The 23,123-nt window shown below is 65.0% G+C and carries 30 protein-coding genes and 1 pseudogene; 13 read left to right on the top strand and 18 right to left on the bottom strand.

All coding sequences use genetic code 11. The annotated features are described in order from the left end of the window. From CB0205_RS16210 to CB0205_RS0113615, 4 genes are all read right to left on the bottom strand, one after another. A complete protein-coding gene (locus CB0205_RS16210; RefSeq protein ID WP_156798005.1) occupies window positions 1-168 on the bottom strand; it encodes a hypothetical protein in 168 nt (55 codons plus the stop codon). 9 nt (window positions 169-177) lie between these two features. Then, window positions 178-378 carry a hypothetical protein gene (locus CB0205_RS0113630; RefSeq protein ID WP_010318091.1) on the bottom strand — a complete coding sequence of 67 codons (201 nt, stop codon included), beginning with the start codon at window positions 376-378 and terminating at the stop codon, window positions 178-180. Between the two features lie 259 nt (window positions 379-637). Then, the gene (locus tag CB0205_RS0113620) at window positions 638-868 is read right to left on the bottom strand and encodes a hypothetical protein (protein ID WP_010318088.1); all 231 of its coding nucleotides are present in this window, start codon (window positions 866-868) and stop codon (window positions 638-640) included. Window positions 869-918: 50 nt separating this feature from the next. Then, a complete protein-coding gene (locus tag CB0205_RS0113615) occupies window positions 919-1,128 on the bottom strand; it encodes a hypothetical protein (RefSeq protein ID WP_010318087.1) in 210 nt (69 codons plus the stop codon). 190 nt (window positions 1,129-1,318) lie between these two features. Here CB0205_RS0113615 and CB0205_RS16435 point away from each other — a divergent pair, with 190 nt between their 5' ends. Next, the gene (locus tag CB0205_RS16435; RefSeq protein ID WP_010318085.1) at window positions 1,319-1,489 is read left to right on the top strand and encodes a hypothetical protein; all 171 of its coding nucleotides are present in this window, start codon (window positions 1,319-1,321) and stop codon (window positions 1,487-1,489) included. On the opposite strand, the gene CB0205_RS0113600 is transcribed toward CB0205_RS16435, so the two are convergent. The 11 genes from CB0205_RS0113600 to sppA form a co-directional block, all read right to left on the bottom strand. Beyond that, complete coding sequence (locus tag CB0205_RS0113600; protein ID WP_010318084.1) at window positions 1,486-1,710, bottom strand: spectrin repeat-containing protein; 225 nt, start codon at window positions 1,708-1,710, stop codon at window positions 1,486-1,488. The genes CB0205_RS16435 and CB0205_RS0113600 overlap by 4 nt on opposite strands. Window positions 1,711-1,726: 16 nt before the next feature. Further along, the gene (locus tag CB0205_RS16430; RefSeq protein ID WP_010318083.1) at window positions 1,727-1,888 is read right to left on the bottom strand and encodes a hypothetical protein; all 162 of its coding nucleotides are present in this window, start codon (window positions 1,886-1,888) and stop codon (window positions 1,727-1,729) included. 90 nt (window positions 1,889-1,978) lie between these two features. Next, entirely contained in the window at window positions 1,979-3,466 is a 1,488-nt protein-coding gene (locus CB0205_RS0113590) for an AAA family ATPase (protein WP_010318082.1), read from the bottom strand. Beyond that, complete coding sequence (locus tag CB0205_RS0113585; protein WP_010318080.1) at window positions 3,463-4,005, bottom strand: DUF177 domain-containing protein; 543 nt, start codon at window positions 4,003-4,005, stop codon at window positions 3,463-3,465. Before CB0205_RS0113585 ends, CB0205_RS0113590 begins: the two co-directional genes overlap by 4 nt. Window positions 4,006-4,008: 3 nt before the next feature. After that, window positions 4,009-5,145, bottom strand: a complete 1,137-nt coding sequence (gene yidC, locus CB0205_RS0113580) for a membrane protein insertase YidC (RefSeq protein ID WP_010318079.1) — start codon at window positions 5,143-5,145, stop codon at window positions 4,009-4,011. 41 nt (window positions 5,146-5,186) lie between these two features. Then, entirely contained in the window at window positions 5,187-5,639 is a 453-nt protein-coding gene (locus tag CB0205_RS0113575) for a PH domain-containing protein (protein ID WP_010318078.1), read from the bottom strand. Next, window positions 5,636-6,016 (bottom strand): ribonuclease P protein component, encoded by a 381-nt coding sequence (rnpA, locus tag CB0205_RS0113570; RefSeq protein WP_029626418.1) that lies wholly within the window; start codon window positions 6,014-6,016, stop codon window positions 5,636-5,638. Before rnpA ends, CB0205_RS0113575 begins: the two co-directional genes overlap by 4 nt. A 73-nt stretch (window positions 6,017-6,089) precedes the next feature. Next, the gene (gene rpmH / locus CB0205_RS15540; protein ID WP_071778002.1) at window positions 6,090-6,227 is read right to left on the bottom strand and encodes a 50S ribosomal protein L34; all 138 of its coding nucleotides are present in this window, start codon (window positions 6,225-6,227) and stop codon (window positions 6,090-6,092) included. Between the two features lie 57 nt (window positions 6,228-6,284). Further along, entirely contained in the window at window positions 6,285-6,872 is a 588-nt protein-coding gene (locus CB0205_RS0113560; RefSeq protein ID WP_156798004.1) for a DUF2808 domain-containing protein, read from the bottom strand. A gap of 138 nt (window positions 6,873-7,010) precedes the next feature. Continuing rightward, on the bottom strand, window positions 7,011-7,382 hold the full coding sequence (aroH, locus tag CB0205_RS0113555) for a chorismate mutase (protein WP_010318074.1): 372 nt from the start codon (window positions 7,380-7,382) through the stop codon (window positions 7,011-7,013). Further along, window positions 7,379-8,191, bottom strand: a complete 813-nt coding sequence (gene sppA, locus CB0205_RS0113550; RefSeq protein WP_010318073.1) for a signal peptide peptidase SppA — start codon at window positions 8,189-8,191, stop codon at window positions 7,379-7,381. Before sppA ends, aroH begins: the two co-directional genes overlap by 4 nt. Window positions 8,192-8,268: 77 nt before the next feature. Here sppA and CB0205_RS0113545 point away from each other — a divergent pair, with 77 nt between their 5' ends. From CB0205_RS0113545 to CB0205_RS0113535, 3 genes are read left to right on the top strand one after another with little or no spacing between them, the layout of a single operon-like run. Then, entirely contained in the window at window positions 8,269-9,204 is a 936-nt protein-coding gene (locus CB0205_RS0113545) for a DMT family transporter (RefSeq protein ID WP_043706200.1), read from the top strand. Beyond that, window positions 9,201-10,289 carry a glycosyltransferase family 4 protein gene (locus tag CB0205_RS0113540; RefSeq protein ID WP_010318070.1) on the top strand — a complete coding sequence of 363 codons (1,089 nt, stop codon included), beginning with the start codon at window positions 9,201-9,203 and terminating at the stop codon, window positions 10,287-10,289. The genes CB0205_RS0113545 and CB0205_RS0113540 overlap by 4 nt, the downstream gene beginning before the upstream one ends. A 26-nt stretch (window positions 10,290-10,315) precedes the next feature. Next, on the top strand, window positions 10,316-12,106 hold the full coding sequence (locus CB0205_RS0113535) for a glycosyl transferase (RefSeq protein ID WP_010318069.1): 1,791 nt from the start codon (window positions 10,316-10,318) through the stop codon (window positions 12,104-12,106). On the opposite strand, the gene CB0205_RS0113530 is transcribed toward CB0205_RS0113535, so the two are convergent. Further along, window positions 12,100-12,660: a DUF721 domain-containing protein gene (locus tag CB0205_RS0113530; RefSeq protein ID WP_010318068.1), complete on the bottom strand. Its 561-nt coding sequence runs from the start codon at window positions 12,658-12,660 to the stop codon at window positions 12,100-12,102. The genes CB0205_RS0113535 and CB0205_RS0113530 overlap by 7 nt on opposite strands. Window positions 12,661-12,736: 76 nt before the next feature. On the opposite strand from CB0205_RS0113530, the gene CB0205_RS0113525 reads away from it, so the two are divergent. From CB0205_RS0113525 to CB0205_RS0113505, 5 genes are read left to right on the top strand one after another with little or no spacing between them, the layout of a single operon-like run. Then, window positions 12,737-13,504 carry a PspA/IM30 family protein gene (locus CB0205_RS0113525; RefSeq protein ID WP_010318067.1) on the top strand — a complete coding sequence of 256 codons (768 nt, stop codon included), beginning with the start codon at window positions 12,737-12,739 and terminating at the stop codon, window positions 13,502-13,504. Between the two features lie 24 nt (window positions 13,505-13,528). Continuing rightward, on the top strand, window positions 13,529-13,861 hold the full coding sequence (locus CB0205_RS0113520) for a co-chaperone YbbN (RefSeq protein WP_010318066.1): 333 nt from the start codon (window positions 13,529-13,531) through the stop codon (window positions 13,859-13,861). Further along, the gene (locus tag CB0205_RS0113515) at window positions 13,848-15,056 is read left to right on the top strand and encodes an aminotransferase class I/II-fold pyridoxal phosphate-dependent enzyme (protein WP_010318065.1); all 1,209 of its coding nucleotides are present in this window, start codon (window positions 13,848-13,850) and stop codon (window positions 15,054-15,056) included. The genes CB0205_RS0113520 and CB0205_RS0113515 overlap by 14 nt, the downstream gene beginning before the upstream one ends. Further along, entirely contained in the window at window positions 15,038-15,784 is a 747-nt protein-coding gene (locus CB0205_RS0113510) for a biotin--[acetyl-CoA-carboxylase] ligase (RefSeq protein ID WP_010318064.1), read from the top strand. The genes CB0205_RS0113515 and CB0205_RS0113510 overlap by 19 nt, the downstream gene beginning before the upstream one ends. Before the next feature lie 22 nt (window positions 15,785-15,806). Continuing rightward, window positions 15,807-16,742, top strand: a complete 936-nt coding sequence (locus CB0205_RS0113505; protein ID WP_050778507.1) for a M23 family metallopeptidase — start codon at window positions 15,807-15,809, stop codon at window positions 16,740-16,742. Here the strand turns inward: CB0205_RS0113505 and CB0205_RS0113500 are convergent. Continuing rightward, window positions 16,739-17,449, bottom strand: a complete 711-nt coding sequence (locus tag CB0205_RS0113500; protein ID WP_010318062.1) for an ABC transporter ATP-binding protein — start codon at window positions 17,447-17,449, stop codon at window positions 16,739-16,741. The two genes, CB0205_RS0113505 and CB0205_RS0113500, sit on opposite strands and share 4 nt — an antisense overlap. Further along, the gene (locus tag CB0205_RS0113495; protein WP_232197342.1) at window positions 17,449-19,020 is read right to left on the bottom strand and encodes an NAD(P)H-quinone oxidoreductase subunit N; all 1,572 of its coding nucleotides are present in this window, start codon (window positions 19,018-19,020) and stop codon (window positions 17,449-17,451) included. Before CB0205_RS0113495 ends, CB0205_RS0113500 begins: the two co-directional genes overlap by 1 nt. 129 nt (window positions 19,021-19,149) lie before the next feature. Between CB0205_RS0113495 and topA the strand changes: the two genes are divergently transcribed. From topA to CB0205_RS14965, 4 genes and pseudogenes are all read left to right on the top strand, one after another. After that, window positions 19,150-21,867: a type I DNA topoisomerase gene (gene topA, locus CB0205_RS0113490; protein WP_010318059.1), complete on the top strand. Its 2,718-nt coding sequence runs from the start codon at window positions 19,150-19,152 to the stop codon at window positions 21,865-21,867. Further along, window positions 21,867-22,271 carry a hypothetical protein gene (locus CB0205_RS0113485; protein WP_010318057.1) on the top strand — a complete coding sequence of 135 codons (405 nt, stop codon included), beginning with the start codon at window positions 21,867-21,869 and terminating at the stop codon, window positions 22,269-22,271. The genes topA and CB0205_RS0113485 overlap by 1 nt, the downstream gene beginning before the upstream one ends. A 14-nt stretch (window positions 22,272-22,285) precedes the next feature. After that, entirely contained in the window at window positions 22,286-22,924 is a 639-nt protein-coding gene (locus tag CB0205_RS0113480) for a DUF2232 domain-containing protein (RefSeq protein ID WP_010318055.1), read from the top strand. Further along, a pseudogene (locus CB0205_RS14965) lies at window positions 22,921-23,123 on the top strand (NaMN--DMB phosphoribosyltransferase); the annotation flags it as partial. The gene CB0205_RS0113480 and the pseudogene CB0205_RS14965, both read left to right, overlap by 4 nt.

Below are 23,123 nucleotides of genomic sequence, written 5' to 3'. Positions count from 1 at the left end.
TCAGTAGCCCAAGCTGCGGAGTCCGGGCCGGGGAGAGCCCATGCCAGATGCCGGCAGTCCGCTGCCGCCGCTGGGTGTCGGACGCGGTTGTTGCCTCGTTATCCAGATCAAGAGGCCAATGCCCACGATCAAGAGGATGAAACGGAAGGCCCGTCCGCTGGCTGTCATCCCATCAGCCTAGGCAGCCTGATCCCACTCCACGCCCGCGGTTTGTTGTCTGCGATGGAGGCGGAGGAGCCGGAAGCGCTCGCGGCTGCTGAACACCTGGTAGACGAGCTGCCCCTCCGTTCCCGGTGCGGGCTGGCAGTCCACCTCAGAGGGGAGAACCTCGGAGCGCAGCAGATCGCCGTTGTTGAACTGGTACCAGTAACTGCCCATGGCCCCGTTCCCGTTAGGGACGATCCAAGCCAAAGCCGCGGCGATGTCAAGGCCGATGGTTTCATCAGTATTTCTTCCCCTGGTCGACTCCTGACTTCTGCTGGATAAGGGGGAGGAGCCGACCCCGTTCGATGAAACCCTCCGGTCTTCTGGGACTGACGCTTGGCGTTCTGGTGGTGTGTTTCTTTGTGCCGTCGTTCGCTCAAGTGTTGGTGTTGACCCTGCTCTGTTACTTGGCCTATGCGCGTTTCAGCCGGGTTTAAGCGGGCAGCTTCAACACCGCGATATTCATCCCCACGCCAGCGCTGATGCCGATCAGGTTGGAGAGGCCCAGCACACCGCTGAGGACGGCCCAGGTGGCCCAGAAGGTCCAGGTGGCGGCCAGGCAGAAAAACAACAGCGAGATCAACAGCGCTGGGATCCGCAGGGGATGCCCCACCGTCAGAAAACGAGCCAGGAACTCCGAGACCTTCCGGTAGATCTTGAACATGCGGCGGTTGGCCTGGTCTTTTGGGTTTTAACGGTTGCTGTGGGGGCTTGCTAGCGCCTGCGTTGGAGGCGTTGCCTCAGCCACGGCAATAGCAGGAAATCCATCAGCGCAAAGGTCAGCAGGCAGGGCAGGAAGCCGCGCTCGACGATGTGGCAGATCGGTCTGGTCGCATCAACCTGGCAAATCCACAACTTCCCGAGCCAATAGAGCGCAATCTTGATGGCGAAGTTGCGCCAGGAGCGAGCCGTTGGAGGTTGCATGGCGACCTAGGTGGGAGGCGTGATGCCCTGGGTGACGAAGTACACCGAGACGTACAAGCCAGCGAACACCAGTAAGAGTCCAATGACCACCAATCTCCCGTCCATGGCCGACCGTCCCCTGAGGGTTTGAACACTACTGGTGACAATCCCTTGTGGGCCGCCAACGTGCGAGCTCTAATGGCGCATCGGCATGCATTTGATGGACTTTGAGCCCACAACCGATGGTCTCGGTTACAAGGTTTGCCTGACCAAAGATGGCCATACGGCCTGCGCCTTTGTCAGCAGTGCGCATTTGATTGAAGACAAGCGCCGCCAGCTCGAGGCCTCGATCAAGGCCGATGCTGAGCGCAGCGCCCGCTAGGAGGATTTGCCTTCTTCGATCAGGTCCTTGAGCCAATGGGCCGCCACGGCCCTGGAGATCGAACGGCTGATCAGTAGGTCGCAGATCAATTTCCAGAGCGGTTCACGGCCGGTCTGGGCGTAGTCCTTGGCAAAGGCCAGGCGTTCCTGGGTGCTCCGGCAGGAACGCAGGGCATCGATCAGGCTTTCCCGCTGACTGGTTGAAAGCGTGTCTGCGGGCATGGCCTTGCGCTCGGGTCTAGAGGACCTGGCCCACCAGGACGGCTGCCAGGGCTGAGAACACCGTAATGCTGAGGGCGGTCAGGGGATTCTGTCCCTGGGCGACCGCGTAGCTGGTGATCACGCCGGCCCCAAGACCAGCAACCATCAGTTGTGTAGCAAGGGCGGGGCGTTGATCCATTGCCGCTTGGGTGCGTTCCGTGCAGCTTGGGCCTGTCTTCAAAAAGGGCGAGAGCGAACCGCGGACTTCTTTACCTGCAGTTGATCTTCTTTACCCGCCGCAATGTGTTGAAGCTGGGCGGGCCCTGCCGCTGCTGGCCCACTGTTGCAGTTGCTCCAATTGTTCACGGGCCGTGCGCGAGAGGGGTACGAGTTGTGCCGCGGCGCTGGTGAGGTCGGCCTCTGCGAATTCCCGGGATTCGCTGAAGGCCTGGTGCATCGCTTCAATCACCACCTGCTCGAGTTCTGCCCCAGAGAAACCCTGAGTGCGATCAACCACCACATCCAATGGAATGTGGTGTTGGGGACGTCGTCGGCGGAGTTGCAAATCGAGGATCGTTCGACGCTCTTGGGCATCGGGAAGATCCAAGAGGAAAATTTCATCGAACCGTCCCTTGCGCAGCAGCTCGGCGGGTAGCTTCTCCACCCCATTCGCCGTCGCCACCACGAAGACCGCCGTCGTTTTCTCCGCCATCCAGGTCAACAAACTCGCCAGTACCCGTTGGCTGGTGCCGCCATCGCTGCGGCCATCGGCACTGCCAAAGCCCTTGTCGATCTCATCAATCCAGAGCACGCACGGGGCCATGGCCTCGGCCCGTTGAATCATGTCCCTAGTGCGCGCTTCTGAGGCTCCCACCAGCCCGGCAAACAGCCGGCCGACATCCAAGCGGAGTAGCGGCATGCTCCAGCTGTGGGCAATGGCCTTGGCCGTCAGTGACTTGCCGGTGCCTTGGGGACCCACCAGTAGGACCCCGCGGGGAAGCGGCAGCCCGTAGCGGCGCGCCTCATCGCTGAAGGCCATGTGCCGTTGCTCGAGCCAGCGCTTCAGGGCATCCAACCCGCCGATATCAGCCGGTGTGGCTTCCGTTGGGCAGTACTCCAGCAGTTCGCTGCGGGCGATGGCCTGGCGCTTTTCTTCGAGCACCTCATCGAGGTCCGCGCTGCCGAGTTGTCCCCGACTGGCCAGGCCGCGGGCGGCCACCTGGCGGATCCGCTGCTCACTGAGCCCGCTGCAGCTGTGGGTGAGCAGCTCCAGAAGATCGGCGCCGATGGCCTGGCCACTGGCTTGGGCGATGTTTCCCAGCAGGGCCTGGATCTCCTGTTGGTTGGGCAGAGGAAGGTCCAGCAGGGTGATGCATTCCTCGAGCTCCCGAGGCAGCTGCCATTCCGCCGCGGTGATCACCAGGGTTTGCGGCCGTTGGCGCAGGCTTGAGGCCAGGTTGCGCAGCTTGCGGCAGATGCTGCTGTCGTCGGCGTAGCGGTGAAAGTCGTGCAGCACCAGCAGGGCTGGCTGCTCAGCGGGGAGGGCGCTGAGGCTCTCCAGGGCTGCCAACGGATTGCGCGCGGCTTCTCCGTCCCGGCCGGGCCAGCCCTTGAGCCCACTGATGAAATCCCAGCGGGCCAGCGCTCGCTGATCGAGGCGCTTGGCGGCATCGCCCAAGAGGTTCGCGATCCTCTCCTCCTCCTGGCTGCGGATCCAGAGGATCGGCGTCCGGGCCCGGATCAAGAGATCAAGGTGATCTGCCCAGGCCTGGCTCATGGCTGCAGGTTCTTCAGGGCAGCCCAGCGGGGATCGACGGGCCCATCGCCCGGTTCTGTCTTCAGGTTGGGGCCAGGACACTCCGCGCCGCAGCGATTCACGACCGGCAGCTGGAGGTTGAGTTGCTCAAACACCCAGTGCTCTGGATCGAAATCCGCCCGGGGGTCCATGCTTTCGGTCAGTTCATCGGGATCGAGTTCCAGCACCTCGCTGCCGGCCTCCAGCACGGTCTCCAGATCCATCCCTTGCTCCCGGGCCTGCTCCCCCAGCCAAAGCACCTCGCGGGTTTGGAAGCTCAGGGGGTGGTTGAACTGCTGTAGGCAGCGGTCACAGCAGAGGGTGACGATGGTGTTGGCCTCGCCGTCCAGTTCGAGGACATTGCCTCGATGCACGGCAAGCAGTTGGCCGCGCACCGGGGTCAGGCTGTCAAGTTCGCCGAGCCGTTGGTCGATGGTCCAGTGCTTGCCCTGCTCCAGCAGCTTGAGCTCCTGGAGTGGAACGGGAGTGAGGGGGTCACCGGTCTGGAGACGGTCGCCCATGCCCTATTTCTTGCCCTTCGGTTCGAACGGCATGCGGCTGCTACCCGTGACCGTGGCGGTCACTGTTTTGGCTTCGGCAGCCAATTGCTGATCGAGGATCGACTGCAGGTTGTCGGGCAGCGCCTCGCGGGTCAGCAGGAAGGTCTGAACCGCCTGGAAGACGTTGGCGATCACCATGTAGAGCAGAACACCAGCGGGCAGGGGGAAGAACAGGAACATCCCGGTGATCATCACGGGGGTGATCTTGTTGGCCGTGGCCTGTTGGGGATTGGCGGGCATGCCCATCCCCGAGAGGATCTGACTCAGGAAGAGGGTGACGCCGAAACCGCCCACAAGGATCGCGATATCCCAGTTGATGGCGCCATCGGTGTAGAAGCCAACCTGTCCCAGGGCTTTGATGAAGAGGAAGCCGCTGCGGGCCGCCAAGCCAGGAATCTTGGCTTCAACCGTGACATCACCTGGGGCGATGGCATGGATCGCGCCGTTTTGGTCCACGCTCACCAGGCCTTCGCCCTTGGTCACCGACCAGGTGGGGGCAAAGGCGGAACCGTTCTCGACGCCGCTGAGGACGGAGGCAAAGCTGGCGCCATCCTTGGTGTGCAGGCTGACGGTCTCGGTGTCACCCACGCCGAGCTTGGTTCCCTTCTCCAAGCTGGCGATCACGGGAACGTGATCGGTGCTGGTCACAAAAATGGAGTGGCTTGCACTGTTGAAGGGCTTGGGTTCAACAGCAGCGATCTGATCAGCCGGCAGGACCTTCAGATTGAGGGTGTAGGGAACATCGGCAAACGGTGATCCACGCAGGGTTGCGAACAGCGCAAACAGGATCGGCATCTGCACCAGCAGTGGCAGGCAGCCGGAGAGGGGGCTGCCGAACTCCTTCATCAAGGAGCCCAGTTCCTCCTGTTGCTTTTGCGGGTTGTTGGCGTATTTGGCCTTGATCTCAGCCTGGCGCTTTTGCATCACCGGCTGGGCGATGCGCATGCGGCGGGCATTGCGAATCGAGCCGGCGCTCAAGGGGAAGAGAGCCAGGCGGATCACCACCGTGAGGGCAATGATCGCGAGCCCGTAGCTCGGTACCAATCCGTAGAAGAAATCCAGGATTGGCAGGAGCAGGTTGTCGGAGATGTATCCGATCACGGCGTCGCTAACGGTGGGGTAGGGAGGTGTGAGTCAGTGTCTCAGGCGGCGGCGTCGCCACCGAATCCGGCGGTGCCAGAGCTCTTGGCGGCGGGACCGGATTTCAGCCGTGCCTCGATGAAGGCTTGGGCATCGCGGTAGCGGGGTACCGCGCGCATCTCCAGCTTCATGCCATCGCTCAGGACGAGCACCATGTCACCCCAGAAGCCGAAGCCGCGGGAGACCGAACGAACCTCGCGAATCTGGCTGTAGACCACCTGGGTGCGGTCCCGGCCGAGCCAGCCGCCGGTGACTTCAACCCGGCGGCTGGTGATCCGGAAGCGCAGCCAGAGGGCGCGCACCAGGGCGCCCACGGCGAAGGGGATGCCGATCAGGGTGAGCCCGAACAGCAGGTTGGTGATCAGATCACCCTTGGCAGGCCCGCCTTCATAGAAGACCTCCTCATTGATGCTGGCCCCCGGGGCGACGGGAGCGGGTTGGGAGGCAGCGCTCATGGTCTCAGTCCTGCCTTGGCAACGAGTTCGGAACATTCTCCCAGGAGGAGTTGCTCTTCCGTGTCCGCACTACCCGGTTTGAGCGAGATCAACAGCCAAATCCCCTCGCCCTGATTGGCGATCAGTTGGCTGAGATGGCCATGCAGCAGACGACGCAACCGGTTGCGTTCCACGGAGCGTTTGCTGACCTTGCTGCTGACCACAACGCCCAGGCGGCAGCTCAAGGGGGTGTGGTCCCGTGGATCGGTTTTCAGCAGTTCGGGCTTGGCGGCCATGGTTCTGAGGACCATCCACTGGCCGTGGATCCGCCGACCCTTTTGGTAGATCCGATCAAACACAAAACGCCCCCTCAGCCTGTGTTCCCGAGAGAGCGCCATGGCTTGGGGCTACGCGGGGTTGGCTGAGGGGGCGTTGCTGCCCTCGCTCTTCGAGAGCAAGGGCTTCAGGGGATCAGACCGATAGACGGGCCCGGCCGCGCTTACGGCGGGAGCGGATCACGCGACGGCCGGTGTGGCTCCGCATGCGAACACGGAAACCGGACACCCGTTTGCGCTTACGGCTGGTTCCTTCAAGGGTGCGCTTGGTCATGGCTCCGGCTCGGCTGCGCCTTCAACGTCGATCGCCCAATTTATCAGCTGGGGTGACTCAGAAATCCGAGGTGGCGTCCACCTGGATCAGCCAGCTGCCCAGGTAACCCGAGATCGGCACGGCGCCGGGGGCCTGCGCTAGGGCGTTGAGCTGGAACATGCCTGCGCTGCGCGGATTGATCACCTGCATGTAGACGCCAATGGTCTTGCCGACGGGAACCGGGGTGTCCGGGAAGATCTCGATCGAGCGGCCGTCGGTGGTGACCTCCACGGTCGCCGGAATGGTCTCCTCGCAGCGGGTGCGCTTGGTCATGCTGCCCGACTTCATGTAGCAGAGCTTGATCTTTTGCGGATCAATCGTTGTGTCGAAGCTCTGGGGAATCGAGATAGCCAGCTTCAAGATCGCGGTTTTGCGATCCTTCGGCTTGAGCAGAAAATAGTATTCAGCGCGCTGTTGACGAACGGTGTTCGTTGTGAAGTAGTAGAGCTTGCGGTAATCCTTGGTGTTATCCCAGCGGAACTCCATGATGCTGGGCGTTCCCTGGGCCAAGGCTGCTTTGGGAGCCAGTCCAAGCTGGGCTCCGGCTAGTGCAGCTCCGCAGCCAGCGAAGGCGGCGAGCTTGATCGCTGTCTGTTTGAGGGACATTCGTTTCAAAGAGATCCGCTTGCGATTGATCATTGCGCCTGAAACTTGACCCGTTTGGCCCATTCTCAGGGGGGCAGGGGTTCAGGTCGGGGTCGGTGGGCGGCCAGGCAGCTGGCAGTTGTGACCAGATGCGACTCCCTAGGAGGCGGCGAGGTCGGGCCTGAGCCGTGCGGCCTCCCGCAGATAGGCATGGCGAGCGGGTCGCTCGAGCCAGACGTGGGCCAGGAGGCGAATGCAGCGCTCCAGATCACCGGCCACAGCCATTTGCTGGCAGTCGAGCAGGGCGACCCCATCCCAGCCGGGCCGGTGCCGTGCGATGGCAGCCGGGAAGCAGGCGTCCAGATCAGCGGTGACCGAAAAGGTCAGCGAAAGAATCTGAGCGCCTTCGAGGTTGTTGCGCTCCACCAGAGCGTCGAGCAGCTCGTTAACCGCCTCCTGAATGGCTTCACGGCTGTTGGCCGTCGCGGTGGTGGCGCCCCTCAGGGCGCGGAGCGATTGCTCAGGGCTCATGGGCGATGCAGCCAAAGGGGTTGGCCGCTGCTGCTCAGCTCCAGCTTGAGCCACTGCAGGGCCAGGGAGATCTGGGACCGTCCAGGGATGACCCCTGCGAAGCGCTTTTTCTCCTGCCCAAAGGTGATGGGCTTGGTTTTCTCCAGGTCCAACTCGGCCAGTTCGCAGGCCAGGCGCCGGGCCTGCTCTTCATCGCCCAGGGCATCGACGAGACCCAGCTCTTGGGCTTGGGCACCGCTGAAGACGCGTCCATCGGCAAAGCGACGGACCTCGTCTTCGCTGAGTCCCCGGCCTTCGGCAACGGCGCTGACGAACTGCCCGTAACTGGAGTCGATCAACTCCTGCAGCACCTGCCGCTCGCCACTGCTAAGGGCCCGGTCCGGGGAGAGGATGTCTTTATAGATGCCGCTTTTGACGGTTTCAAATTGGATGCCGATCCGCTCGAGCAGGCGCGAGAGGTTGTTGCCCCGCAGGATCACACCGATTGAGCCGGTGATGGAGCCGGGATTGGCGACGATCTTGTCGGCGGCCACACCGATGTAGACGCCACCGGAGGCGGAGATATTGCCGAAGCTGGCAATCACCTTGCACTGCTTCTCCCGCAGGCGCAGCAGGGCCGCATGAATCTCCTGGCTGTCTCCCACGGTTCCGCCAGGGCTGTCGATGCGCAGCAGTAGGGCAGGGAATTCGCGTTTTTCGACCTCGCGCAGGGCCTTCAGCACCCGTTTGCGCGTGCCGGAGGCAATGGGCCCTTCAATGGCAATCCGCGCGAGTTTGCGGCGTGACTTGCGTCGCCAGGGCCAGGGCATCGAGTCGATCTGCAGTGGCTGGATCTTAAAAAGGAGCCTGTGGGCGATTGGAGCCGGTGAATCTGCGCTGGCTGGCCATGGTCCTCCCCTTCGCGCTTTGGGGAACCGCGATGGCGGCAATGCGGCCCCTACTGGATGGGGCGGGCCCCCTGACCTTGGCTTGGATGCGGCTTCTGCCTGCGGGGCTGGTGGTCTTGCTGGCGGCCCAGCTCCTGGGTCGCTCCATGGCGGTCGATCGCCGCGATTGGTTTTGGTTTGCCCTATTCGTCGTGGTGGATGCCACGGCATTTCAGGGGTTGCTGGCGCGGGGCTTGGGCGGCACCGGCGCGGGCTTGGGCTCAGTCCTGATCGACTCCCAGCCGCTGCTGGTGGCCCTGCTGGCCCGCAGCCTGTTTGGCGAGGCGATTAATCCTGTGGGTTGGGTGGGCCTGCTGGTGGGCTTGCTCGGCATCCTCTGCCTCGGGCTGCCGGAATCCCTGCTGCGGCAGTGGTGGCTGATGGGCCCGGAGGTCTTCGGTGAGACCGCCTGGAGCCATGGTGAGCTCTGGATGTTGGCCGCGGCGTTGGCCATGGCTTTGGGGACGGTCTTGAGTCGCTATGCCTGCCGCCACAGCGATCCAGTGGCGGTCACCGGCTGGCACCTGGCCCTGGGGGCGCTGCCTCTTTTGGCGGGGGCAGCCTTGGAGCCGCTCTGGAACCCCGCAGCCCTGGGCCCCTGGCCGCAGTGGTCAGGCACCGGCTGGCTGCTGATGGCCTACGCCGCCCTCTTCGGCAGCGCCCTGGCCTACGGACTGTTCTTTTGGTTCGCCAACAATGGAGAGCTGACCAGTTTCACGGCGCTGACCTTTTTGACCCCCGTTTTCGCGCTGCTCTGCGGCGTGGCTCTGCTCGAGGAGAGCCTGAGTGCCTTGCAGTGGCTCGGCGCGGCCTTGGCCCTGTTGAGCGTGGTTTTGATCAACCGCCGCACCCAGTTGTGGCAACCGGACTCGATGGAGCAGGAGGTCACGCCATGAGCGCGCGCGCTTTGTCGATCCTTGTGGTGGCTCCTGCCCTGGGCCCGCTGGGCAGCGGCAAAGCGGGGGGCGTGGAGCTCACCTTGACCAGCCTGGTGAGCGGGCTGCTCGAGCGGGGCCATCAACTGACGGTCGTGGCGGCCGAGGGCTCCCGCTTGCCCCCGAGCTGCGATGGGGCCGCCCTACTGGCTGAAGCAGGAGCGCCCCAGGAGAGTTGCCAGCACGCCCCAAGGGCTTCGGATGTGCTGATGCCAGCCGAGGGACTGCTGCCGCGGCTTTGGCAAAGGGCGCTGCGGGAGCCCTGCGATCTGGTGCTGAACCTGGGCTACGACTGGCTCCCCTTTTGGCTGACCCCTCTGGTTGAGGTGCCGATCTTTCACCTGGTGAGCATGGGCTCGGTGAACCAAGCCATGGATGCGGCCATTGCGGAGTTGGCCCGCTGGGATCAACGCCGGCTGGCCTTCCATACCGCCACCCAGGCCGCTGATTTCGCCCTGCCGCAGCCCCCCGTTGTGGTCGGCAATGGCTTTGATCTCTCCGCCTATGACCTCTGCCAAGAACCCGAGCCCCTGTTGGGCTGGGTCGGCCGGGTGGCGCCTGAAAAAGGCTTGGAGGATGCGGCCGTCGCCGCGGCTCAGCTGGGGCAGCGCCTGGCCGTCTGGGGCCTGGTGGAGGACCCCGCTTACGCCCAGCGGGTTGAAGCCTCCGTTCCCTCGGGCACCCTGGATTGGCGGGGGTTTCTGCCCACGGATGCCCTTCAGGCGGAATTGGGTCGCTGCCGGGCCTTGCTGAACACCCCGAAGTGGAATGAGGCCTACGGCAATGTTGTGGTCGAGGCCATGGCCTGCGGTGTGCCGGTGGTGGCCTACCGCAGGGGCGGACCTGGTGAATTGATTCAGCCCGGCCTCAATGGTTGGTTGGTGGAACCCGACCAGCCTCGGGCCTTGGCAGAGGCGCTGGAGAGGGTTGATCAGATCGATCGCCGTCAGTGCCGGCAATGGGTGGAGGGCCAGGCCTCCAGGGCCGTTCTGGCAGAACGGCTGGAGCAGTGGTTGGAAGCCGGCCTGATGGGGAAAGGGCGATAGGGTCGGGCCTGCTTCGATCCAGCAACGTGCGCAACCGCAAGCCCTGGTTGGTGCTGTTGCTGGTGGCGGTTGCCGGTCTGCTGCTGTTTGTTTGGCGGCTCGGCATGACGGGTCTGGTGGATGAGACCCCCCCGCTGTTTGCCGCGTCCGCCAAGGCCATGGCGGAGACCGGTGATTGGCTGACGCCGCGGGTCAACGGTTTGCCGCGCTACGACAAGCCGCCCCTGGTCTATTGGCTGATGGGGTTGGGCTATGCCCTGCCCGCTCAGGACCTCTGGAATCCTTTCGGCACCTGGGCCTCGCGGCTCCCATCAGCACTCAGTTCCATCGGCTTGATGCTGCTGATGGCCCTCACCCTGCTGCGCCGCCCCCAGGGCCAGCCCGATGGGGCCCAGCAGGCCGTCACGGCCATGGCGGCGGCCTTGGCCTTTGCCCTCTCGCCACTGGTCCTGCTCTGGAGCCGCATCTCGGTCAGTGATGCGCTCTTCAGTGGCTTGTTGTCGGCGGCACTGCTGTTGTTTTGGTGGCGCTACGCCGGCCTCTGCCGTTGGTGGGTTCCCTGGTTGGTGCTGGGTCTGGCCGTGCTGGCCAAGGGGCCCGTGGCGGTGGTCCTGGCGGGGCTGACTGCGCTGCTGTTTGCCCTGCTGCAGCGTGATCTCCCGGGTTTATGGGCCCTTTGGAGACCCTGGCGTGGCCTGGCCCTGACGGCGGCGGTGGCCTTGCCCTGGTATGTACTTGAGCTGTTGGTGGAAGGGCAGCCCTACTGGGACAGCTTTTTCGGTTACCACAACCTTCAGCGCTTCACCGGCGTGGTCAACAACCACCTCCAGCCCTGGTGGTTTTTCTTCCCTGTGCTGGTGGTGGCATCGCTGCCCTTCACCCCCTTGCTGCTGGCTGGTCTGGTGGGGGCCCTGCGTCTCCAACCGGCCCCCCCCGAGCAGTCCTTGCAGCGCTTTGCGGCCTGCTGGCTGCTGGCGGTCTTTGTCTTTTTCACCGCAGCGGCCACCAAGCTCCCCAGCTACTGGATCCCCGCGACACCAGCCGCAGGGCTTTTGATTGCCTTGGCTGCGCAAAACCTGCGGCCGGGATGGCGCTCCGCGGTCCTAAGGGGGAGCACCCTGGCCCTGGTGGGGGTGCTGACGGCCGGTCTGGCCGCCGGGAACCTCTGGGTTCCCTTGATTAATGAGCCGGAGATGCCGACCTTGCCCTCGGCCCTGCTGGCCAGTGGAGCGCTGACGCGCGCCTCGCTCTGCTTTGGCGTGGGTGGGGTGGCGGCACTGCTGCTCTGGTGGGGCCCCTCCAGCGCCCGCAGGGGCTGGCTGCTGGTTCAGCAGTTGGGCATGGGGGCGTTTGTCGTGACCGCGCTGGTGCCCATGGTCGAGTTGGGGGACCGCCTACGTCAGCTCCCAATTCGCCGTATGGCCTCCCTGGCGCTGGAGCAGCAGTGGCCTCAGGAGCCCCTGGCGATGGTGGGCATCCTCAAACCGTCGCTGCACTACTACACCCAACAGGTGGTGGTCTACGAGGGGGTGCAGCCCAATGGCCCGCTGAACCTCAATGACCGTTTGGCCAAGGAACAGCGGCGCGGCCAGCAACCGTCTCCGGCGTCTCCAGGGGCCAGCGTTCTGGTGGTGATCGACGGCAATACCGCGACCTTGCCCCACTGGCGTGGGGTGCCGCACCAGCGCCTGGGAACGATCGGTCTCTACGAGCTTTGGCGGGTTCCCCGTCCAGCCCTGAACCAGTGGTCTAAGGACCTGGCGGAACGGGCGGGTTTGGCTCCGGATTGGCAGGAGCCCCGCCCCGAGCGCTACTGATCGGTCTCGCTGGGGGTGCCCATGGCGACCCCTTGGTCCATCGTGTCCCGTTGGCAGAAGCTGCAGTGCCCCCAGCGCTGGAGTTCCCCGACGGGTGAGGGGCGTTTGCAGGTGGGACAGGACCCCATGCCAAAGACGTCCACACGGCTGGGATGCTGCGCCCAAATCTCCTCCTCCAGGCCACTGCCCGCTGGGGGCAAGGGCGTGCTTTGGTGTTGCTGGAACTGTAGGTCCTTGACCGCAAATCCAGCGCCACGCAAGGCGCCGAGCAGTTGGTGCTTGTTAAAGCGAAGGGCCTGGAGCCATTGGGGGTGCTGGGCTCCCACCACAAGTCGTCCGCCCTGCAGGCGCAGCGGCCGGCAGTGGGGTGCGAGCTGGGGGCCGGCGATCCGCGGCCAAGCCTGCCAGAGCCCCGCCAAGCTCCCCTCGTCCTTCCACTCCTTCTGCAGGCTGCTCAGGGAGTCCCCCAGCCCTTGAATCGGTGGCCTGGGCGGCGGCACCAAGAGGTTCACGTCCCCTTGGCGTCGCGTTTGGTTGCGGGGGGCGATGCCCATGGGGAGACCCTAGGGGAATTGGCGCTGTGCAGGGCGGCCTGCGCTGGTTAGTCTCGGCCTCAGCTCTGCTTGCTCCATGGGCTTTTTTGATCGCCTCGGCCGGTTGGTTCGTGCCAACGCCAACGCAGCCCTGAGTGCGGCTGAAGATCCCGTCAAGATCCTCGACCAATCGGTTGCGGACATGCAGGCCGATCTGGTCAAACTGCGCCAGGCCGTCGCCACGGCGATCGCCAGCCAGAAGCGGATTCAGAACCAGGCCGATCAGGCCGATGCCCAGGCCAAAACCTGGTACGAGCGTGCCGAGTTGGCCCTCAAAAAAGGCGAAGAGGACCTGGCCCGTGAGGCCCTGGGGCGCCGTAAGACCTGTCAGGACACCGCCATCGCACTGCAGGGCCAGCTGCAGAGCCAGTGCGGCCAGGTGGATCAGCTGAAGAAGAGCTTGGTGCAGCTCGAAAGCAAGATCGCCGAAGCCAAGACCAAAAAAGACATGCTCAAGGCGCGGGCCCAGGCGGCAAAAGCCCAGGAGCAGCTGCAGAGCGCAGTGGGCAGCCTCGGGACAAATTCCGCCATGGCTGCCTTCGAGAAGATGGAGGAGAAGGTCCAAGCCCTGGAGGCCCGCAGTCAGGCCGCCGCTGAACTGGCCGGTGCAGATCTGGAAAGCCAGTTCGCCGCCCTGGAGGGGGCACCTGAGGTCGATTCCGAGCTGGAGGCCCTGAAGGGCAAGCTCTCGGGTTCTTCCGAGGCCCCGTCCCTGCCCGCCGGTGCTGAGGGGGTGCAGCCGGTCAAGGTGAGCGAGGTTGATACGGAGCTTGAAGAGCTCAGGCGTTCCATCGACAAGCTCTGAGCTCTCCATACAATCGCCAGACCCATGACAGCAGCCGTGTCCGTTCTTCAGCTCACCGATGCCAACTTCCAGGCCGAGGTGCTGGAGTGCTCGACCCCAGTGCTCGTCGACGTTTGGGCCACTTGGTGCGGCCCCTGCCGTCTGATGGCGCCGATGATGGATTGGGCGGCCCAGGAGTACGCCGGTCGCCTGACCGTGGGCAAGTTGGAGGCTGACCCCAACCCAGCGAGTCGCGATTTGATGCAGGTGCAGGGCCTGCCCGCTCTGGTGCTGTTTAAGGACGGCCAAGAGATCGCTCGCCACGAGGGCGCCATGGCGAAGCCCCAGCTCCAGGCTTTCTTGGATGCCCAGCTCTGATCCGTTCTCGATTTCCGAACGGGTTCGTGGGCTAGGTAGCGGCGTTTTTGCCCGCAATGACCAACGCAAGGTGGCCTATCGGGCTCGGTCAGAGGCCGGGCTGGCCCCCCTACTTGACCTGTCCTTGGGGTCAACCGATCTCCAACCACCGCCGGTGGCGATCGAGGCCATCCGCCAACGCCTCGGCCATCCCGACAGCGCTTCCTACTGCCTGCACGGCGCGACGGCCCCGCTCCGTGAAGCCATCGCGGCGTGGGCCGAGCGGCGCTTTGGGGTGGCGGTGGACCCCGCCAGCGAGGTCCTGTTCCTGGTGGGATCCCAGGAAGGCACCGCCCACCTGCCCTTGGCGGTGCTCAATCCCGGCGATTCCGCGCTCCTGCTGGATCCCTTCTATCCCTCCCACCTGGGGGGGCTGCGCTTGGCATCCGCGCAGCCGCGCTTCCTGCGTCTGGAGCGGGAGCGGGGCTTTGCCCCCAACTTTGATCAGCTGAGCGCTGCGGAGTGGGATGCGCTCAAGTTGATGGTGCTGGGCTTCCCCCACAACCCAACGGCCACCACGGGAGAGCAGGGCTGGGTGGATGAAGCGGCCGCGCGGGCCGTTCGCCATGGCCTGGTCTTCGCCCACGACAACCCCTATGTCGATTTGGCCCTCGAGGGGGAGGCTCCGTCTCTGCTGCGCTCCCCCCATTGGCGCCAGTGCGGCATTGAGTTTTTCTCCTTCTCCAAAGGTTGGTGTCTGGGTGGATTCCGGATGGCCTTTGCGATTGGTGCTGCACCCCTGATCCAGGCCCTGCGCCAGCTCAAGGGGGTGGTGGATTTCAACCAGTCCTTAGCCCTGCAGGCGGGGGGAATTGCGGCCCTCGAGCAGGCGCCCGATTGGCCAGAGCGGCTCAAACCGGTGTACCGGGAGCGCCGCGACCGAATGATCGCGGCGTTGACGGCGGCCGGTTGGCCCGTGCAGCGCCCGTCGATGGCGCTCTACCTCTGGCTGGCCTTGCCTGAGCAGGCCCGCCAGCGCGGTTGGACCTCCGAGCAGTTCTGCGGCCAGTTGCTGGAGGCGACAGGCGTCTGCCTGACCCCCGGGAACGGCTTCGGGGAGGGGGGCGAGGGGTTCGCGCGCTTGGCCTTGGTCCATGACACGGCGGCCCTGGAGGCCGGCGCCCAGCGCATGGGGGCATGGCTGAGCAGCCTTTAAGCGCCGCGGCTCTGGCGCGGCAGTTGCGCCAAACCCCAGGGGACTATCCGCTGCCTTGGCGGATTCAGGTGCTGCCGATCTGTGCGAGCACGGAACGGGAGCTGGATCAGTGGCTCCGGCGTGATCCCATGGCTTCAGCCGCCCGCGTGGTGCTGGCTCGTCGCCAGGGATTTGGCCAGGGCCAGCAGGGACGCTCTTGGTCTTCTCCCGCCGGTGGGATCTGGTTGAGTGCCGCCTTGCCCTGGCCTTGCGAGGGGGATCGAGCGGCCTCCCTGGCCCTGGCGGTGGCCGTCGGTTTGGCCCTGCAGTTGGAGGGGCTGGGCTTGGCGCCGGCGATCAAATGGCCGAACGATCTGTTGGTCTCGGGCCGCAAGCTCTGTGGATTTTTGCCGCGCCTGGCCTGGCGTTCCGGCGCCGTTCGCCACGCCCGCATTGGTTTGGGCCTCAATGGCTCCAATGCCGTACCGATGGGGGCGATCAGCCTGGGACAACTGCTGGGCAGGCAGCAGCCGGCTGCCTTGGCGGCGCGCGTACTGCGGGCCTTGGAATGGGCCGTGGCCGCGGCGGACCAGCCCGAGCTGGTGCGGCGGCAGGCCGAGCAACGCCTCTGGGACCCCGGTGGCGTTGAGCATGACGGCCAGCACTGGACGATCACGGGCCTCAGCCAGGACGGTGGCTTGCAGCTGCAGAACGGGTCCGGTTCGCTGGTGCTCAGGCGCCGTTTCTAGGGCTTCCTAGGATGCGGATGTGATGCGCCCTCCACGGCTCCGTTGGCTGCTGTTGACGCCGGTGCTTCTGGCTGGACCGGTTGCGTCTGAGCCCAGTGGACCCTTGGAGCCGCCGCCCCTGCGTCCCTCCCTGCCGCAGCTTCAGGCGCTGCCGCCGCCGAAGCGGTTTGATCAGTCCCTGGATGCGCTGGTGCGCCAGGGCATCGTCACCCCCTCGGAGCGTCGGGCCCTGCGGGGGGGCGGAGGGGAGCTCCGGCCCCTGGATGTGGGGGCCTTTCAACAGGCCTGTCGCAGCGGTGCGCTCTCCGCCCGTGAATGCAGCGGTGGCATCGCCTTGCGCTGGGGTCTGCGGCGTGAGGGGTCCCGGCGTCCTCCCCTGTCGGTTCCGGTGTCGGCCTTGCTCGGCGGCCGCTTTGACCTGGCCAAGGTGTTTCGGGTGACGCCTCGGCCGGCACCGGTGGCGGGTAATGGCAACCGCCGGTTGCTGCTGCCGATCATTGGTTCGGCCTTCAAGTCCAGCGGTTTTGGCTGGCGTTTGCATCCCCTGCTTGGGGGCTGGCGTCTTCATGCCGGAGATGACCTGGCGGCCCCGGAGGGCACCCCGGTGGTGGCGGCGTTGGCCGGTCGGGTGGTGAGCAGTGGCTTGGCCGGTGGCTATGGCCTGGCGGTGGAGGTGGAGCACCAACGGCCGCGCCGCCGCAGCCTTTACGGCCACCTCTCTGAGCTCTATGTCCGCGCCGGTGATCGGGTGTTGCAGGGGGAGGTGCTTGGCCGGGTGGGCAGCACCGGCTTGAGCACAGGGCCCCACCTGCATTTCGAGCTGCGTCAACCGGTTTCCGGTGGCTGGGTGGCCGTTGATCCGGGGGAGTTCGATCCCGGTTCAGCCCTGCGCGGGAGCGATGCGGTGGCCCTGTTGATGGGGCAACTGATCAGCAGCCTGGAGCGACCTGGGGGCTAGGGCTGGGATCCAGCGCCAGCACTCACCAGACGTCCATCGTGGAAGTGCACGACCCGCTGGGCCCGCGCCGCCACCTCGTGTTCGTGGGTCACCAGCAGGATGGTCACCCCCTCCCGCTGGTGCAGTTCATCAAACAGATCCAGGACCTCGGAGGTGGTGCGGGAATCGAGGGCCCCGGTGGGTTCGTCCGCCAGCAGCAGGTTGGGTTGGTTGATGATCGCCCGGGCGAGGGCGACACGCTGCTGTTGTCCGCCGGAGAGCTGGTTCGGTTTGTTGTAGAGGCGCTCGCCAAGGCCGATCCGCTCAAGGGCACGGATGCCCCGCTGCTCACGCTCCTCAGCCGGAACGCCTGCATAGACCATGGGCAACATCACGTTCTCCAGGGCCGTCAGCTCCTGGAGCAGGTGAAATTGCTGGAAGACAAAGCCCAGTTCGCGGTTCCTGAGGTCGGCGAGTTGATCGTCGGAGAGTTGCTCAACGGCGGTGCCGTTGAGGCGATAGCTGCCGCTGGTGGGCCGATCGAGGCAGCCCAGGATGTTCATTGCGGTGCTCTTGCCTGAGCCCGAGGTGCCCATGACGGCGACGTACTCACCGCGTCGCACGCTCATGCTCAGGTCATCGAGGGCAATGACTGTGGTGTCACCGCTGCCGTAGGTCTTGCGAATGTGCTCGAGTTCGGCAACGACGGGCCCGGTGCCGCTTGCCATCAACCCACAGGCAGGCCCGCGGCCGAAGCGAGGGCTTTCTGAAGCATCGGGGTGCCGGAGACCGCACCACTGGCCCAGGTGAACAGCGGGTTGGACAGGATGCCGCCCACGGCCGTGACCACGACACAGGACACCAGGGCGGCCCGAAGGGGCTGCAGTCCAGCAAGGTTCCAGTTGAGGTCTGGGTAGGCCTTGACCACCTCAGAGGCCTCTTGGGGCTCCTTGACCACCATCATCTTGATCACCGAGATGTAGTAGTAAATCGAGACCACGGAGGTCAGTAGGCCGACCACGACCAGCAGGTACTGGTGGTCTGCCCAACCGGCGAAGAAGAGATAGATCTTGCCGAAGAAGCCCAGCATCGGAGGGATGCCACCGAGGGAGAGCAGGCAGAGGCTCAGGCCCAGGGTGATCAGTGGATCCTTTTGGTACAAGCCGGCGTAGTCGCTGATTCGATCACTGCCCGTGCGCAGGGAGAACAGGATGATGCAAGCGAAGGCCCCCAGGTTCATGAACAGGTAGGCGGCCATGTAGAGAACCATTGCCGCGTAACCGTCTTCGGTTCCGCAGACCAGGCCGATCATCACGAAGCCGGCCTGACCGATGGAGCTGTAGGCCAGCATCCGCTTCATCGAGGTCTGGGCCAGGGCGACGACGTTGCCCAGGACCATGCTCAAGATGGCCAAGACGGTGAAGAGAAGCTTCCACTGGGCCTCGAAGGGCTCAAAGCAACCCACCAGGATCCTCAGGGCCAGGGCGAAGCCAGCGGCTTTGGAGCCGACCGAGAGAAACGCCACCACTGGTGTGGGCGAGCCTTCATAGACGTCAGGGGTCCACTGGTGGAAGGGCACCGCTGCGATCTTGAACGCGACGGTGGCCAGAACGAACACCAAGGCCAGGGCAGCCACCGGCGAAGCGCTGGTTTGCAGTGCAATGCCGACAGCCTCCAGGCTGGTGCTGCCGCCGGTCAAGCCGTAGAGCAGGGAGGCGCCATAGAGGAACACTGCAGCAGCGGCGGACCCCACCAGCAGATATTTCAGTGCGGCTTCGGAGCTGCGGGCATCGCGCTTCATGTAGCCCGACAGCAGATAGCTCGCCACCGAGAGGGTCTCGAGGGAGACAAAGATGCTGACCAGGTCGGTGGACCCGCAAAGCAGCATTGCGCCAAGGGTGGCCGCCAACAGGATCGAGGCGTATTCACCAACGGGGGTGCCCGCCCGCTCGACGTAGCGCCAGCTGATTAAGAGGGAGACCAGGGTTGAGGCGGCGACCACTGCGCGAAAGGCAATGGCCAGGTTGTCGGCCAGGAAGGAGCCGAGGAAGGAGGGTTCAAGCGGTGCTGCGTCCCATTGCAGGGCGAGCAGGACCAGAGCGCTGCCCAGTCCGAGATAAGAAAAGAGGGGGACCCACCGTGCAGCTGCTTTTTCCCCCGCCAGGTCCACCAGCAGGCAGGCCAGCATCGCGAGCAGGACTGCACCCTCCGGTGCAATGGCTCCTGCATTGAGCTGCAGCGATGTGATGCCACTCACCAGGGGAGCAGCCGCAGTGGAAACGGTCTCGGCGGCAGCCAGGAGAGAGAACACAGCTGTTGGATCACGCCCGTTGGGCTGGACTGTAGCCGCGCTGGCGTCGTCCTTCGGACTTTCTCGCCGGGGTTGACCGCCGGTGCGATAAAGAGGGAAGCGGTTCACCGCCTGCCTGTGGCGCACACCCTCGTCATCGTTGAAAGCCCCACCAAGGCCCGCACCATCCGCGGGTTCTTGCCGAAGGACTTCAAGGTTGAGGCCTCGATGGGGCACGTGCGCGACTTGCCCAACAACGCGAGCGAGATCCCCGCTGCCCACAAGGGCGAGAAGTGGGCCAATCTCGGCGTGAACACCACCAACGACTTCGAGCCGCTCTACGTGGTGCCGAAGGACAAAAAGAAGGTGGTCAAGGAACTCAAGGACGCCCTCAAGGGCGCCGATCAACTCCTACTGGCGACCGACGAAGACCGGGAAGGGGAATCGATCAGCTGGCACCTGCTGCAGCTGCTCAACCCGAAGGTGCCGGTGAAGCGGATGGTCTTCCACGAGATCACCAAGGAGGCCATCGGTCGCGCCCTGGAGCAGACCCGAGAGCTCGATATGGAGCTCGTCCATGCCCAGGAAACCCGGCGGATCCTCGATCGCCTGGTGGGTTACACCCTCTCCCCGCTGCTCTGGAAGAAGGTCGCCTGGGGCCTGAGCGCCGGACGGGTCCAGTCCGTGGCCGTGCGGCTGCTGGTGCAACGGGAACGGGCCCGCCGTGCCTTCAAGAGCGGCAGCTATTGGGATCTCAAAGCCCAGCTGGCTCAAGGCAGTTCCCCCTTTGACGCCAAGCTCACCCACCTCAAGGGCGAGCGCATTGCTGGTGGTTCCGATTTCGACGAAAACACCGGTGGACTGAAGGCCGGCAGCAAGGTTCGTTTGCTCAGCGAGGCCGATGCCCGCAGCCTGCGCGAGGCCGTCTTGGCTGCGCCCTGGCGGGTGTCGTCCGTGGAGGAAAAGCCCTCCACCCGCAAGCCGGTGGCCCCCTTCACCACCAGCACCCTGCAGCAGGAGGCGAACCGCAAGCTGCGTCTCTCGGCCCGCGAGACCATGCGCACGGCCCAGGGGCTCTACGAGCGGGGCTTCATCACGTACATGCGCACCGACTCGGTGCATCTCAGTGACCAGGCGATCAATGCGGCCCGCAACTGTGTCGCCGATAAATACGGCAAGGACTACCTGAGCGGCTCACCCCGTCAGTTCTCCACCAAGGCCCGCAACGCCCAGGAGGCCCACGAGGCGATTCGCCCCGCCGGTGAGAGCTTCCGTGATCCCTCCACCACTGGCTTGGACGGCCGGGACCTGGCCCTCTACGAGCTGATCTGGAAACGCACCGTCGCCTCCCAGATGGCGGAAGCCCGCCTGACCATGCTCAGCGTTGAGTTGGAGGTGGATGGCGGCAGCCTCGGACCCGCCAGCTTCAAGGCCAACGGCAAGCGCATCGATTTCCCCGGTTTCTTCCGCGCCTACGTCGAGGGAAGCGATGACCCCGATGCGGCGCTGGAAGGCCAGGAAGTCCTGCTGCCAAGCCTGAAGAGCGGCGATAGCCCCAGCTGCAAAGGCGTGGAGGCGCTGGGCCACCAAACCCAGCCCCCCGCTCGCTACAGCGAAGCGGCCCTGGTGAAGATGCTCGAGAAGGAGTGCATCGGTCGCCCCTCCACCTACGCCTCGATCATCGGCACGATCGTCGACCGCGGCTACGCGACCCTGCAGAGCAATGCCCTGACCCCGAGCTTCACGGCCTTCGCTGTGACGGCCCTGCTGGAGGAGCATTTCCCCGATTTGGTGGACACCAGCTTCACGGCTCGAATGGAGGGCACCCTCGATGACATCTCCACCGGGAAGGTGCAGTGGCTCCCTTACCTGGAGAGCTTCTACAAGGGTGATCAGGGGCTCGAGACCCAGGTTCAGCAGAGGGAAGGGGATATCGACCCCACCGCCTCCCGCACCATTGCCCTGGAGGGGCTGCCCTGTGTGGTTCGGATTGGTCGCTTTGGGGCCTATCTGGAAACCAAGCGCGTGGCTGACGACGGCAGCGAAGAGCTCCTGAAGGCCACCCTCCCCAATGAGATCACTCCAGCGGATCTCGACGCGGACAAAGCGGAATTGATCCTCAAGCAGAAGGCCGATGGGCCTGAAGCGTTGGGTGAAGATCCCGAGACCGGAGATTTGGTCTATCTGCTGTTTGGCCAGTACGGGCCCTACGTGCAGCGCGGTCAGGTCAGTGACGAGAATCCCAAGCCCAAGCGGGCCTCCCTGCCCAAGGGCACCAAGCCCGAAGACCTGACCCTGGAGGACGCCCTGGGGCTGCTGCGTCTCCCCAGGCACCTGGGCGAACACCCCGATGGCGGCAAGGTCGAGGCCGGTCTGGGTCGGTTTGGCCCCTATGTCGTCCACCACAAGGGCAAGGGCGAGAAGGACTACCGCTCCCTCAAGGCTGAGGACGATGTCCTGATGGTGGGCCTCTCCCGTGCCCTGGAGTTGCTGGCGATGCCCAAGCGGGGTCGCGGCGGCCGCACGGCCCTGAAGGATCTCGGCACTCCTGAGGGCGGCGATGACGCCATCCAGCTCTTTGATGGTCCCTATGGCCTGTACGTCAAGCAGGGCAAGGTGAACGCCTCGCTGCCGGAAGGAACAACAGCCGACACCATCACCCTTGAGCAGGCGGTGGAGTTGCTGGCCGCAAAGGCGGCCTCGGGCAAAGGCAAGGGCCGCAAGAGCGCAGCGAAATCCACCACCGCCAAGAAACCAGCCGCCAAAAAGCCCGCGGCGAAAAAAGCGCCGGCCACCACCAAAACCGGTCGGCTTCGGGCTAGCGCAGTGAGGATCATCAAGGCGGCCGACAGCTGATGGCGCCACTGCGCTGGGGTTCGCTTGTGTTGCTCGCAGCGGCCTTGGCCGGCTGCCAGGGCACCCCCCTTGGCGACCAGCTGTCGCGGAGTTTTTCCAGTCCGCTCCCCGAGGCACCGCCTGCGGCCGCCCCGACTCAGCCCGCCGAGCCCAAGAAGGAGGAGAAACCCGTGGCCCAAAAGCCGGCGCCGAAACCCCCTGAAGCGCCAGCAGCTCCTCGCCCCAGCGCACCACCGGCTCCCTATCGGGTGACGATCAAGTTGCCCGCCGCTGACCCTTCCGCCCCTGCGGAGGTGCTGACCCAGGCCTTGCGCGCCGCTGGCTTGGCCTTTGAAGTGGAGACCATCGAGCGCGTCCCCAACGGGACGACGCCCACACGCACTGCTGCGCCTGAACCGCGCTAGGCCGGCCCGATCCCATGTCCTTGAGTCGCCGTCAGGCCCGACAGCTCACCGATACGGCCTACCTGGCGGCGGCCACAGCCTTGCTCTGGGTGGGCCTTTACTACCTCCCGGTGGGTGGTGCCCTGTTTCGCCTGGCGCTGCCCTTGCCCCTGGCGTTGCTGCAGCTTCGCCATAACGGCCGTTGCGCCGTGGAGGGTGTGGCCGTGGCGGCCCTGCTCTTGGTGGCCTTGATGGGGCCGATTCGCGGTCCGTTGGTGCTCTTCCCCTATGGCTTCCTGGCCCTTTGGCTGGGCTGGTGTTGGAGACGTGGTCTGAGTTGGTACCTGAGCTGGGGCGTGGGTGTGTTGATCGGCGCCGGTGGCTTCCTGGTGCGGGTGGCGGTGCTCTCGATCCTCCTGGGCGAAAACCTTTGGGTCCTGATCACCTCCGCCGCCTCCCAGATGCTGGAGCGGCTTCTTGGCTTGGTCCAGATCGGCGGTGGACCGGATCTCTTTCAGGTGCAGCTGATGGCCCTTGCCCTGGTGCTGGTGCAAAACCTGATCTATGTGCTGGCCCTGCATGCGGTGGCCCTCTGGATCTTTCCCCGCCTGAAGAGTCCGATCAGCGAGCCTCCGGCCTTGTTGCGCCCCCTATTGGCCCTGGATCCGCTTTGACACTGGAGCGAATCAGCGGCGAGGCGGCCTGGGCGGAGCAGTGGTGCCAGCGCCTCAGGGCCGCTGCCAGCGAGACCCGAGTGTTGTTGCTTCTGGCTGGAACGGACACGGCGGCGGTGCCGGGGATCTCGGCCGCCGGGGCCACCCCTGAGTCGCGCCGCTTCACGGCCGCCGCCGATGCCGAGTTGCTCTGGCAGGG

This window comes from Synechococcus sp. CB0205 (assembly GCF_000179255.1).
Lineage (GTDB): Bacteria > Cyanobacteriota > Cyanobacteriia > PCC-6307 > Cyanobiaceae > Vulcanococcus.
This window is presented reverse-complemented; position numbering and strand designations above follow the sequence as displayed.